Raw genomic sequence first — 13,278 nt, forward strand, 5'->3', positions numbered from 1 at the left:
GATCCAAGTGGAGCTGATTCCCCATGTCAAACCGTTCAATCGAACGAACAACCTTAACTGACGGCGACTGCCTGCCTGCTCGCCGCGTCAACGAAGAGTTGAGCAGAAGAAGGATTTATGACAGGCAAACTGGCTTATTCAGCGCCGAGCCACGAGGCAGCCACGACACTTGCTGTGCCGCCGGCACGAGCCACCGGGCCGGCATTCTCGCGGCGGGGCTTATCCGATGAGCGGCCTGGCGTTCGAGGTCACCGGGTGCACACTCCTGCTCGCCGGAGATTCATGCGGGGCACGCAGGGCTGCCGAGCATTTCACCGCGCAGGGGGCGCACGTGCTTTCCGTGGATACTTCGGCAGCCGGACGTGCTGTTCTTGACACCGCAAGCCTGCTGGTCATCTGCGATGCCTCCCCCGAGCGGTTCCAGTCGCTGCGCGAGTCGGCCCAGCGAGGCGGACTTCCCGTTCTGATCCGGCAACCGGTCGCCGAAACCGGCCAGATTACCCTGGTCGGCGGTGGCCCCGGCGCGCTGGATCTGCTGACCGTACGCGCGGTCACCGCCTTAGCCGACGCCGACATAGTCTTCGTTGACCGGTTAGGTCCCGGCGACCTCGTGGGGAGGCTCGCCCCGCAGGCGGTTATTGTGGATGTCGGCAAGCAACCAGGTCACCACAAGGTCACCCAATCCCAGATAGAAGAGCGGATGCTGGTCGCCGCTCAAGCTGGTTCGAACGTGGTCCGGCTCAAAGGCGGGGACCCATTCGTGTTCGGCCGCGGATTCGAAGAGATGGCCGCGGCGTCCAAGGCAGGCATTGCCATCAGCGTGGTTCCCGGACTCAGCTCCTGCATCACTGTTCCCGCCGCCGCCGGCATCCCGGTCACGGCACGCGGTGTAAACCGGGTGTTCTCGGTGATCTCGGGACACGATCCATTGGAAGAGCGACAGCTGGAGCAGCTCACCGGGCTGGGTGGCACCATCATCATACTTATGGGCATGGGCACCCTGGAAAGCACCGTCTCAGGCCTGCTGCGCCAGGGCATGGCGACCACCATGCCCTGCGCGATTATCGAATCCGGGACCACCGGGGACCAACGCACCACCTTTGCAACGCTCGCGACCTTGACGGAGAGTTCCCGGGCGCGCGGCTGCGCGAATCCGGCGGTAATTGTCATCGGCGAGGTGGCGGCCCTGCCGCAGAAACTGCTGGCCGACGAGCTAGCCAATGCGGGAGCCAACGCATGAGCACGCTAAACCTGCCATTGTCCGGTTTCAGGATCGCGGTGACCAGTGACCGGCGTTCGGCCGAACTGATCGAAGCACTGGAACGCCGGGGCGCCGAGGTCACCCACGCACCACTGCTGAAGCTCGCGCCGCTGGACGATGAGGCGTTGCTCGTGGAGCAGACCCGGAAGCTGATCGAGTTGCGCCCCGAAGCTGTCATCATTTCCACCGCCTACGGGTTGCGGCGCTGGTTCGATTCGGCTGAGGCAGCTGGGCTAGGCCACCAGCTCTGCCAGTCCATGAAGGCAGCGAAGCTCTTCGTACGCGGAGCGAAGGCCCACGGCGCGGTGCGCGCCCTGGGGTTCCACGCGGCCGGTGTCGCCCAAGACGGCACCACGGCCGGGCTGCTTCCAATGCTGTCGCATTCGATCGCGGGCCAAGCGGTGGCGGTACAGCTACATGCGGACAGCGATCATGGGCTCACCCAATCCCTGCGGGATCTGGGTGCCTCGCGGGTCCTGAAGGTCGAGCCTTATCGGTGGCTGGACACCAGTTCGGATCAGCATCTTTCGTCGCTGATCGAAGGCATCTGCGCCGCCCATTTCGACGCGATCACCTTCACCAGTGCGCCGAGCGTGCATGCGCTGTTCGCCGCAGCCCGCACGCGAAACCGCCACCAGGCGCTGATCCGCTCGTTGAACGAACGCATTGCGGTGGCGACAGTGGGCCCGGTAACTGCGGCCCCGCTGCAGCTCGCCGGTGTGCACGGCGCGTTAGTTCCCGAACGCCACCGCATGGGTGCGATGATTCTGCAATTGGTTGAGCATCTAAGCGCGATGGGCACACTCAGCTCGCCGACGGTTTTCGGGGATTGCGAACTGCGCGGCCGAACATTGAGCCTGAACGATGAACGCTGCGAACTCACCCCGGCTCAAACCGAGATCCTGCGCTGCCTGCTGGAGGCCGGCGGCTCGGTCGTCTCGCGCGATGAACTGGGTGCTGTGCTGCCCGCGGTGTCCTCGAAGCACGCATTAGACATGACCCTCAGCCGCCTGCGGCGCACGCTCCCGCACCCGGACCTAATCACCACCGTCATCAAGCGCGGCTACCGGTTAAACGTTGAAGTAGCACGCTATTGATTCGTCCGGCCAGCTGAATCCTGAAACATTCACCATTCAGCTGGCCGGATATCCCTGCTCCCCCGAGTCCAGATCCTCGAGGGGGCTCTGGCGGTTCAACGAATCGGTAATATCAGGTTCCTCAGCGGGACATAGCTCACCAATTTTCTCCGGGTTTGAGGCCCATTTGTGAGGTTCCGCGCAATATCGGCCGATCCCACGCTCGGGAAATGGCTATTTAGGTGATTTTCCGTAGTATCGAGTCATGGCACAGATACAGGTGGTTGGCGAAGCTCTAGCCGATATCGTTGATGGCGTGGCGCATCCGGGCGGTTCCCCGATGAATGTCGCGGTGGGTCTAGGCCGTTTAGGCCATCAGGTCACCTTGCATACAGAGCTTGGCGAGGATGCTCACGGCAAATTGATCGCCGCGCACCTCGACGATTCCGGTGTAGCACTCGCCGCGGGCAGTTACTCGCAGCGGTCCACGAACTCCGCAACGGTTTCCGTAGACGGCGTTGGCGACGCGAGCTATGAATTCGATCTGTCCTGGGAGCTTCCTGGCGGTGTTCCAAGCTCCGAGGCACAACTTCTACACGCCGGTTCGATCGCCGGATGGATGGCACCGGGATGCGAGAAAGTATTGGAAGCATTCCAAGCTTCCCCGGCATCGCAATTGCGCAGCTATGATCCAAATCTGCGCCCGCAACTAATTCCTAAGCGCTCCGCGGCACTGAAGCAGGTAGAAAAATTGATGAGCTTGTCCCATGTGGTCAAGCTCAGCGATGACGATGCCCTATGGCTCTACCCCGGATGGGACTGCCAGCGAATCCTGGACCATATATTGGAACGCGGCGCCAAACTTGCCGTCATGACATTTGGTGCACGTGGCGCTACTGCCCGCACGAAGAATATTGAAGTGATGGTCCATTCCCGTGCGGTGAAGGTAGTGGACTCCATTGGCGCTGGCGACGCTTTCATGTCTGGCCTGCTCCATGGGCTGCTCAATAGTTCGTTGGCCCAGGCGCTCACCACGAAGCACGAAACATTAGACGAAACGGAGTTAGAGGCTGCGCTGGCACAGGCAACTCGTTGTTCGGAGCTGACAGTTTTGGTCTCTGGCGCCAATCCGCCGAGGCTAGAACAACTCAACGAGTCTTTTCAGGACCAAATCTCCTAGGGACTATAACGCTCCTTGGCTCTGACTCTTGCTAGAGTTCGCTAGCAGATAAGCGTTTTCGACTAAGGGGTCAGTAATGGGCAGCAAGGTTCCGGCAGCAGAGAATACGCTCCGTGTCTTGCGTTTACTCGCAAGCCGAAAGTCGCCGACCCCGGCGGCGATGATCGCCAAACTGCTGGAACTGCCCAGGTCCAGTGTCTACCAGCTGCTGAACGTGATGCTCGAGCAAGGATTTATCGCCCATTACCCCGAAGAGAAAGCCTACGGTTTAGGGGTATCGTCTTTCGAGCTCTCTAGCGCTTACACCAGGCAGGAACCTCTGGCCCGCTTCGGAGCGCCACTGATTGCGCAGCTCGTGGACAAGGTGGGCGAAAGCGCCCACCTAGCAGTCCTTCACGGGTCTGATGTGCTCTATATTGTGGAGGAACGCGCCAAGGGACGCCCCTCGCTGGTCACCGACGTCGGGGTGCGCCTGCCTTCGCATTTAACCGCCTCGGGTCGCGCGATTCTGGCTGCACTACCGAAGTCACAGGTTCGTGCGCTGTACCCGGGCACATCAAGTTTCAGCAATCGCGCGCAAGATAGCGGGATTAATTCCTATCAGCAGTTACGCCGCGAGCTAGATCTGACTACAGAACGCGGATTCGCGGTAGAACGTGGGGATGTCACCGCGGAATTCCATTCCGTTGCCGTTGAAATACTGGATGCAAATAGCTGGCCGGTGGCAGCCGTTGCAGTCACTTTCTTGGGCCATCGAGTCCCCGAAGAACACTGGGAACCGCTCGTTGCACAGATCCGACACACCGCAGCGGAGCTGACCGCGCGTATTCGGGGACGCCGATAACCATCACCTGCAACGCTTGGTGTTGCCGGTGAAATTTAGGCCCAGAGGGCAACTGAATTCTGCTCCACTTCGGGCAGCGAGTCGACCTCGTGATGCCTCTACGATTTTACTGCTGGGAAAAAGCCGCATCGAATGAAGCTGCGGGACGTTTGAAAAGCAGTTGGCGGATATACTTCACTGCTTCCTCCGCCCCATGCAGCCGGTCCATGCCGGCATCCTCCCACTCGATAGAAATTGGGCCTTGATAGCCATGGAAATCTAAGGCACGAAACGCGTCCTCCCAATCGATGTTTCCGTGGCCAGTGGAGACAAAGTCCCACCTGCGCCGCGGATCTCCCCATGGAAGATGCGAACCGAGGATACCGTTGCGACCGTTGGGTGTGCGCAGCCGAGTGTCTTTGCAATCCACATGGTAGATCCGGTCGGCGAAGTCGGTAATGAATCCGACCGGGTCAATTCCCTGCCAGAACATATGGCTTGGATCCCAGTTCAACCCGAATGCTTCACGGTGCCCGATCGCTTCGAGGGTGTGCACCGTCGTCCAATGGTCATAGGCGATTTCCGAGGGGTGCACTTCGAGCGCGAATTTCACGCCATGATCATCGAATTCATCCATGATGGGATTCCAGCGATCGGCAAAGTCTTTGTATCCAGCTTCGATGACCTCACCGGGTACCGGCGGAAACATTGCCACATATTGCCAGATTTTGGAGCCGGTGAATCCCACCACGATGTCTGCTCCGAGTTTTCGTGCAACTCTCGCAGATCGTTTCATATCTTCTGCCGCACGTTGACGAACCCCCTCACCGTCGCCATCTCCCCAGACGTAGTCACGCAAAATTGCTTGGTGCCGGAAGTCGATTGGATCATCGCATACGGCCTGACCACCCAGATGGTTTGAGATGGCCCAAACCTTCAGACCGTACTTGTCCAGAATGTCGAGGCGAGATTGCGCATAGTCATCGTCTTCATCGGCCCGCAGCAGGTCCAAGTGATCTCCGCTGGCCGCAATTTCTAAGCCGTCGTACCCCCATTGAGCGGCAAGGCGGGCGACTTCTTCAAAAGGCATATCTGCCCATTGACCGGTAAATAATGTGACCGGATGCGTTGCGTTCATCTGTTCTCTTCCCTTATTCATTCGTATCAACCCATTGACCGCTCCGAGCAGACAGGAGTACGGCTTCGGTCAAAGAAGCGGCTCGCGCGCCATCAAGGAAAGTCGGCAATCCCTCGGGCTGGTTCCCGCCAATTGCGGTGTAAGTGTCGGCTACAAACGCGGCGAAGGCATCAAGGTATCCCATGGGATGACCTGCTGGCACCACCGAGAGCCGGGCGGCATCTTCGCTCAGCTCGGTGCTCTGCCGAGACAAGATCTGGGAGACATCCGACTTCCCGATCCACAGTTCTTCGGGTCGCTCTTGCACAAATTCAATAGCGGAAGCGACGCCTGAAAGCTCGAGGTTCAACGTGTTTTTCCGTCCGGCGTTGACCTGCGAAACCATCAGGCTGCCGATGGCTCCCGACTGCATTTGGACGCTCAAGACCGCTACGTCTTCGGTGTCCACCTGTGTACCGCCACGATGTTCATGAGCTATCGACGTTGCCGCATTTATGCGCACGATTCGCTCACTGGAAATAAATTCAAGCAGATCGACAAGGTGCGATCCGATGTCGCCGAAGGCACGCGAGGCGCCTCCCTGTGATTGTTCAACGCGCCAGTTGCTGTCAGCGACCGAGTGCATCCAATCTTGGAAGTATTCGCCCCGAACGGTCAGCAATCTGCCCAGTTTTCCCTCCCTAACGTGCGCTCTGGCTTGACGCACCATCGGATGGAACCGGTAGACGAAAGGAACTGTGGCGATGACGTTAGCGTCCTTGGCCAGTTTCACCAAGTGCTCTGCTTCCTGGGCACTGACCCCCAAAGGCTTCTCACAAACAACGGCAACGCCGGATTCCAATGCTGACGCAACTTGTTGGGCATGCAGGGCATTAGGTGTGGTCACGTGTACGACATCGCAGAGCTCGAGGAGCGAGTCGATGTTTGGCATTGCGGTTGCGCCCAAGGCACGGGATGCAGCTTGGGTTGACTGATCACCATTCGATCGAACCCCGACGAGCTGAGCGCCAGCCCGTCGGATCGCTTGCGCATGCGTTTTAGCCATGAACCCGCCGCCAATGACGCCAACCCTCAGATTTTGCATGGACGGTGCGACCTGGTGACTGTTCAACTTGGACATGTTATTCCTTTTCTAGCTTTTACTTGACCGCGCCGGAAGACAATCCTGCGACCAGATGTTTTTGCGCAAACAAGAACCCGACTAATACTGGGATCGAGACAACCACCGAGGCCGCCATCATCTGATTCCAATAGACATCCGTCTGTGATGCGTAGGCTTGAAGACCGATCGACAAGGTGCGGGTATCGGCGTTGGTGAGCACACTTGCAAAGAGCACTTCACTCCACGACGTAATGAAGCAATAAACCGCGACGGCGATAATCCCGGGACGTGCGACCGGTAGCACCACGCGGATCAGCGCACCAAGTCGGCCAAGTCCATCCACCATCGCCGCCTCTTCTAATTCCTTCGGCATTGCGGCGAAGAATCCCACAAGCATCCAGATCGAAAAGGGCAAAGAGAATGTCATGTAGGTGATAATCAGGCCAATATACGTGCCGTTAAGCTGCACCCCTACAAGCCGTTCCAGCTGCGTAAAAATCAAAAACAACGGCAGCAGGAATAAGATGCCAGGAAACATCTGCGTCGAAAGAACCATCAGCCGAAATGTTCTTGCGCCCTTGAAATCGATCCGGGAGAGCGCATAGGCTGCCAACACCGCGATGCTGACGGACAGAACCGTCGCGCTCACCGTCACGATCACACTGTTGAGGAAATACTTGGCCAAGGGGACCGTGGTCCAAATGTCCAGGTAGGGCGTCAACGTGATCTGAGTGGGGATCCATTCAAACGCACCACGCACGTCTTGAAGCGGCTTGATGGACGTCGTCAGCACCACGTACAACGGAAGCACGATGATCAGAGTGATAAAGCTCAGACCAAAGACTCGAAGGATTTTAAAGCCACGTGTCTCAATCATCGATACTCTTTCCCTTTGGCATGACTAACCGGATGTAGAAGGCTGAAACGATCAACAACGCGATGAGCAAGACCACGCTCAGCGCTCCACCCACACCGAAATTCCAGTTATTGAATGACTGCTGGTAAATCAGCGGTGAAATCAGCGTTGCTTCTTCAGGAGAGACAGGGCCAAATAACAAGTAAGGGATATCAAACTGATTGAAAACCCACAGTCCCAGCATCAACAAGAGCACTACATTCGCATGTTTGATCATCGGCAAAGTAATCCGCGTGAATTGTCTCCAGAGGCTAGCCCCGTCCAGCGAGGCAGCTTCATACACTTCGGTAGGGATTGACTGTAGTGCCGCCAGTAGCATCAAGAAGGCAAAGGGCCAGAACTGCCACACTGCCACGACAACCATCACGAAAAATGAGTTGCCGCCCAGAAGCCAGAATGGACCTTCATCCAGAATTCCCAAGTCTTCTACCAAAAACCTGTTCACCATGCCGTCGCGCTGATTGAACATGAACGCCCATGCGATGGTGGTGACGTAGCTCGGGAGTGCATAGGGAATCAGAAATAGGGTTCGGAAGAATCCGTTGCTTCTAAATTTGGAGGCAAGCAGCACTGCGGCAAAAATTCCAAGGCTCCAGGCAATACCCACGACTAGAATCGTAAAGACTAAAGTGCGACCTAGCGCGTCAAAGAATTGCGAACCGATTGGACCGTCAGGATTTAGCGCGGTAGTGAAATTCTGGAGTCCAATAAATGGAGCCGTGACCCAGTTTGCGATCGAGAACTGGGTCAGCGAGAGGAACGCAATCCATACCCCAAGAATCATTGGAATGATGTGGATTAGTAGCTCTAAGAATGCTGCTGGACCAATCAGCGCGTAGGGGAAAAGTCGTCCTCGTCTAATCGAGCTGCGCTGGAGAGTCCTAGAGACCTCTCGTGGAGTGATTGGTTTATTAGAACGTGGTGGTGTCTGAACAGATGTCGTCATACGATTTCCTTTCTTGAAAGCCGAATGGAGTCCTACTGTCCGAAGCCGTGGGTGCAGTGATATTTCGCTGCACCCACGACGTCGAGAGTACGGGCTACAGCTAGCTAGCAGGCATCTGTTTCTGTGCGTTCTCTAGGGCCTTGCGTACGTCTTCTTCGCTGACCTCGTCTCCTTGGGCAATCTGGGCAAAAAGCTTCGCGATGGCTTCGCCGACTAAGCTTTCCATCTGCCCTTCCGTTGGATACAGAGGCATTGGAGCAGCATTATTTGCCAGGATGTCCTTCTTGATATTCATTTCCTGAGTTTCAAATGCCGCGTCTTCGAAGGCTGCGCTTACAGATGGTATCGAGGTATAGGCGGCGTTCAGCTTCTTCTGCTCATCGTCGCTAACCAGGTGGCCCACAAACTCAATTGCGGAATCCTTCTGATCTGAATTCTCGAAAACACTGACGTTGATACCTGCAACTAGGCTCTGTGTCGCCGCGATACCGGTTGCGTCCCCGTCCTTCAACGGAATTGGCGCTACTGCATAATCCTTGAAATCGGCAGCCTTCAACGATTTTCCGGGCGCCTGATCAAAGAACATCGCAGTGTTCCCGGAGACCATTTCTCCGGGCAGCACGCTTCCGTCATTGATTTCAGCGTTTGATTTCGAAACGACACCTTCCTCGCCCATCAGCTGCACCCAATCATTCACGCCAGCAACTACGCCGTCATTCGTGAAATCCGGTTTTCCGTCGGAGGTGTACAGCTCTCCCCCGTTTTGCATTCCGAGAATGAATGCCGCGTGAGCGTTGTTACTGACTCGTTGCCCTGCCAGAGCGAAGCCGTACTGATCGACCTTGCCATCCGAATCGGTGTCCTTTGTCAGCTTCTTGGCATCAGATACAAATTCATCCCATGTAGTAGGTGCCTTGCTGATGCCAGCTTCGTCAAACATTTTGGTGTTGTAGTAGAGGCTGTATGCCATGCTGTACAACGGCAATGAGGTTGGAGCCTGCCCCTCAACGCCACCGGTGGAGAATGCAGCTGGCACAAAGCGTTCGGCACCACCCACAGCTTCTAGCGCTTCACCTTCCCAAGGCACGAACGCGCCACTCGCCTGCAAGGTAGAAGCCCAGGTATTTCCGATATTCAAGACGTCAGGTCCCTCCCCGCTAGAAACAGCAGTGAGGATACGGTTGTAAAGGTCCCCCCACGGGATGACCTCCAGTTCAACCTCAATCCCGGTTTCTGCGGTGAATCGTTTGATTGACTCACCGAGAACTTTTTCATCTTGCGAAATCGAGCTTCCCTGGTTCGATGCCCAGTAGGTAATCGGTCCCGATGTCTCCCCTGCGGCCGAGCTGTTGCCTGAACAAGCCGTCAATCCGCTCAGGGTCAGAGCCGCGATCGAGCTGAAAGCCAAGACGCGTCCGAGGCCGCGCATTCTGGTTGGTTTTGTCATGGAAAATCCTTCATTGAAGTGTGTGCTGCGTTGTGAGTGACGTGGCTATGCGTAGATACGTGGGGCCGAGGGATCCCAGGTAGCGTCGAGAAGTTCAATCGGCTCAACTGTTGAGTCGACATCGACAAAGCTGCCGGACTCCGCGGATTCGGCTAGGGAGACCATAACGTCCAGGACATGGAAGGCAAGTTCGCCCGGCACGCGTTCTTTCCGATTCTCACGGATTGCCTGCGCCAGCTCGGCCACACCTGTTCCTCGTCCGTATTCCGAACCTTCGCTAGGAACGGTGATCGGCTCTTCAGCGCCTGAATGCAAAATCGTGTCGCCGACAAATTCATTGGGATCAGAGAATTGTGCGGTGCCCTCGGAACCGGTAATTTCAATGAAACCTGCGCGCTTCAGCTTTGAGTCAAAGCTGAAGATGCATTGTGCGCTTGCTCCAGACTCAAACGACAACAACGCACTGATGTGAGTAGGGACCTCGACAGGGAAGACAGTGCCTGCTCTCGGCCCTGAACCAATGATGCGTTCACTCTTCGCCTGCGATGCCGTAGCGGCGACCTTAGCGACGGGACCAAAGACGCGCACTAACGTGGTGAGGTAGTAAGGTCCAAGATCAAACAGCGGCCCGGCGCCATGGGCAAACAAGAATTCCGGGCTATGGTGCCATGATTCTGGTCCAGGACCTTGGAAGATCGCCAAACCCGTCAGCGGTGTGCCAATAGCACCTTGGGCCACCTGGCGCAGGCCGGTTTGAATGCCCGCACCCAATACGGTGTCCGGAGCAACTGCAACGCGCACGCCACGAGCTTTGGCAGCTTCCACTAGTTGACGGCCGGATTCTCTATCCAGTGCATACGGCTTTTCGCCCCACACGTGCTTGCCTGCGTTGACCGCCTGCAAAGCAACTTCCACATGTACCGCAGGAATGGTCAGGTTGACTACGATTTCAATATCTTCGCGCGCTAATAGCTCTTCGTAGGTTCCGGATCTTTCTACATTCCACTTCTCCGCTTGACTTGCCGCGCGCTGCGTATCTAGGTCTGCAATGAAACGTACCTTGAGCCCAGCGAATGCTGTGAGGTTCTCCAGGTATTGATCGCTGATCGTTCCAGCGCCGACAATTCCGACGCCCGTTAGCTGACTATCTGTTGCCATCCGGCTTAGTTCACCCCTGCAGCTAGGTACGCATGGCTTTGAGCAACCGCGTCGAATATTTCGCCTTCAAAGTCGTCGAGTTCCACGACGTGCAAGAGGCCGGCAGTCGAGTTGATGATGCTGTCGATCGGCATGTCACCATTGCCAACCGCTACTTGTTCCTTGTGGTTCTTGGAAATAGGCCCGTCCTTGATATGCAGTGCAATGACTCTGCTTCCCAAGGATTCGAGGAGCGCAAGGACGTCGCTGCCGCCTACCGCGACCCAGTACGTATCAACTTCGAGAACAACTTCCGGGGCCAGCAGGGTAGAGAAGTATTCAAGGGCGGTAGCGCCGTCGATCTTGCTTGAAATCTCCCAGTCATGGTTGTGGTAGCCAACACGGATTCCATACGCGGATGCTTTTCGTGCCGCATCATTTAGTTTCGCCGCCGTAGCTTCGATGGATTCTTTGTCCTGCCAATGGTCAGCTGGGATAAAAGGATCAATCACCGTAGCTATCCCAAGCTTTTTCGCCGCTGTGAATACTTCGTCGAAGTCGGACGCAAGCAAAGGTGCATGTCCGGTTGGGGCAACTAGTTTATTTGCGGTTAGCGCCAATGCATACTCATCGGCACGAGCGACGAAATTGTATGGTTCGACTTGCGTGTATCCAATGCTCGCTAATTGTTCAAGCGTTTTTGGAAGATCCTGCGCAATATGATCACGCAGTGTGTAGAGCTGAACAGAAACGTCGTTGGAAGGCATAGGCATCTCCTCGATGAAGTGTGGGCTGGACCAAGCGCGCATGACTTACGTCACAACAGACACTAGACATACTTTTGTCGATAGTCAATGAAAGTATGACGAGATTCAGTAAAAGACTATGAAGTTTGGGCGATCGCTGTGTTTTACTGGTCTCATGGCCAATTATTCGAGCTCCAAAACCCTCCAAATAACGCGAGGCGGCAATGGCGCCGGCGATGTTTTGCAACTCTTCTTAGATGGCGCCGCCCGCAACCGCACGGACTTGGCGAGCCTCACCGGAATGGCTCGTTCCACCTTGCAGGATCGGTTGGATATCCTCACTCAACTTGGGCTCATAGGTGCCACCGAGGAGGGAGCTTCAACTGGAGGCCGTCCACCTCGACTCATGGCTCTAATTCCCAATGCACGTCTAGTGATCGCTGTAGACCTCGGTGCGAGCCACCTGCGCATTGCAATTTCGAATTTGTCTTCCGAATTACTCATTCAGGAAAAAGTCGTCATATCAATAGACCAAGGCCCGGAGATTATCCTGCGGGCCGCCTTGGACTTATCGGACTTGCTCTTAAAGAGTCTTGGACGGGATCGAAGTGATGTGATTGCGGTCGGCATGGGTGTTCCGGGCCCTGTGAATTTCGAATCTGGTCGACCGGCCAATCCGCCGATCATGCCCGGTTGGGATAACTTCGACATTCCTGCTTGGTTCCGCAATCACCTTGATGCCCTCGTGGTGGTCGATAATGACGTCAACCTCATGGCCATTGGCGAACAAAGCCAACTCGATTCCGAAACAGAACACTTTATCTTCGTCAAAATTGCCACCGGAATTGGCTCTGGAATCATCTCCGGAGGCTCACTGCAACGTGGAGCGCAAGGTACAGCCGGAGATATCGGACATGTAAGAATTCGTCGCGGTGACGGAGTATTCTGCCACTGTGGCAATGAAGGATGCCTCGAGGCCCTCGCGGCAGGACCCAAGATTGCGAGCGATCTGCGCGCCCAAGGCATCGAGGCCAAGAGCAACACCGATGTGGTTGATTTGGTGACTGCCGGAAATATCCAGGCAATTCAAGCGGTACGGCAGGCAGGACGAGACCTCGGCGAAGTCTTGGCCGCGAGCGTTAGCTTGCTCAATCCCTCCCTCATTGTGGTGGGTGGCCGAATTGCTGCCGCTGGCGAGCACCTCTTGGCCGGCATCTTGGAAATTGTCTACCAACGCGGGGCTCCCCTGTCCACCCAACATCTGCAAATACGTACCTCACGCGGCGGAGAAGACGGAGCGCTTCGCGGAGCCAGCCTGATTGCCATTCAAACAGCTCTAAGCCCTGCGGCCATCGATAACAGTGCCCGAGACCTCATAGCCAAGAATTAATCTATATCCCCGCATGAGGCTCCTCCACAGTCGCGCCGGCGCGCTCTGATGAGTCTGAAATTTCGGACATGTCCCAACGCAAGGGCGTACCTTCTTTCGCTATTTTGGCCAATGAT

12 protein-coding genes are annotated in these 13,278 nt (G+C 56.3%); 5 read left to right on the forward strand and 7 right to left on the reverse strand.

The window, feature by feature from the left end; translation table 11 throughout:
• The first annotated feature begins 226 nt into the window (after positions 1-226).
• From cobA to LG294_RS14570, 4 genes are all read left to right on the forward strand, one after another.
• Positions 227-1,240: a uroporphyrinogen-III C-methyltransferase gene (gene cobA, locus LG294_RS14555; protein WP_404286919.1), complete on the forward strand. Its 1,014-nt coding sequence runs from the start codon at positions 227-229 to the stop codon at positions 1,238-1,240.
• On the forward strand, positions 1,237-2,358 hold the full coding sequence (locus LG294_RS14560; protein ID WP_404286921.1) for a uroporphyrinogen-III synthase: 1,122 nt from the start codon (positions 1,237-1,239) through the stop codon (positions 2,356-2,358). Before cobA ends, LG294_RS14560 begins: the two co-directional genes overlap by 4 nt.
• Positions 2,359-2,602: 244 nt before the next feature.
• Positions 2,603-3,517, forward strand: coding sequence for a carbohydrate kinase (locus LG294_RS14565; protein WP_404286923.1), 915 nt, complete (start codon positions 2,603-2,605; stop codon positions 3,515-3,517).
• Between the two features lie 76 nt (positions 3,518-3,593).
• Positions 3,594-4,361 (forward strand): IclR family transcriptional regulator, encoded by a 768-nt coding sequence (locus tag LG294_RS14570; RefSeq protein ID WP_404286925.1) that lies wholly within the window; start codon positions 3,594-3,596, stop codon positions 4,359-4,361.
• A 106-nt stretch (positions 4,362-4,467) separates the two neighbouring features.
• Here the strand turns inward: LG294_RS14570 and LG294_RS14575 are convergent, their stop codons facing one another.
• The 7 genes from LG294_RS14575 to LG294_RS14605 all read right to left on the reverse strand — a co-directional run bounded on the left by LG294_RS14575 (position 4,468) and on the right by LG294_RS14605 (position 11,793).
• Entirely contained in the window at positions 4,468-5,478 is a 1,011-nt protein-coding gene (locus LG294_RS14575) for a sugar phosphate isomerase/epimerase family protein (RefSeq protein ID WP_404286927.1), read from the reverse strand.
• Between the two features lie 13 nt (positions 5,479-5,491).
• Complete coding sequence (locus tag LG294_RS14580) at positions 5,492-6,598, reverse strand: Gfo/Idh/MocA family protein (RefSeq protein WP_404286929.1); 1,107 nt, start codon at positions 6,596-6,598, stop codon at positions 5,492-5,494.
• A 19-nt stretch (positions 6,599-6,617) separates the two neighbouring features.
• The gene (locus LG294_RS14585) at positions 6,618-7,457 is read right to left on the reverse strand and encodes a carbohydrate ABC transporter permease (protein ID WP_404286931.1); all 840 of its coding nucleotides are present in this window, start codon (positions 7,455-7,457) and stop codon (positions 6,618-6,620) included.
• Positions 7,450-8,442, reverse strand: a complete 993-nt coding sequence (locus tag LG294_RS14590) for a carbohydrate ABC transporter permease (protein WP_404286933.1) — start codon at positions 8,440-8,442, stop codon at positions 7,450-7,452. Before LG294_RS14590 ends, LG294_RS14585 begins: the two co-directional genes overlap by 8 nt.
• A gap of 100 nt (positions 8,443-8,542) precedes the next feature.
• The gene (locus LG294_RS14595; protein WP_404286935.1) at positions 8,543-9,889 is read right to left on the reverse strand and encodes an ABC transporter substrate-binding protein; all 1,347 of its coding nucleotides are present in this window, start codon (positions 9,887-9,889) and stop codon (positions 8,543-8,545) included.
• A 45-nt stretch (positions 9,890-9,934) separates the two neighbouring features.
• Entirely contained in the window at positions 9,935-11,047 is a 1,113-nt protein-coding gene (locus LG294_RS14600; protein WP_404286936.1) for a Gfo/Idh/MocA family protein, read from the reverse strand.
• A gap of 5 nt (positions 11,048-11,052) precedes the next feature.
• Positions 11,053-11,793 carry a sugar phosphate isomerase/epimerase family protein gene (locus tag LG294_RS14605; RefSeq protein ID WP_404286938.1) on the reverse strand — a complete coding sequence of 247 codons (741 nt, stop codon included), beginning with the start codon at positions 11,791-11,793 and terminating at the stop codon, positions 11,053-11,055.
• A 154-nt stretch (positions 11,794-11,947) separates the two neighbouring features.
• Here LG294_RS14605 and LG294_RS14610 point away from each other — a divergent pair, with 154 nt between their 5' ends.
• On the forward strand, positions 11,948-13,162 hold the full coding sequence (locus LG294_RS14610) for an ROK family protein (protein ID WP_404286940.1): 1,215 nt from the start codon (positions 11,948-11,950) through the stop codon (positions 13,160-13,162).
• Positions 13,163-13,278 lie beyond the last annotated feature (116 nt).

Source organism: Glutamicibacter arilaitensis (assembly GCF_044793945.1).
In the GTDB taxonomy this organism is placed as follows: domain Bacteria; phylum Actinomycetota; class Actinomycetes; order Actinomycetales; family Micrococcaceae; genus Glutamicibacter; species Glutamicibacter arilaitensis_B.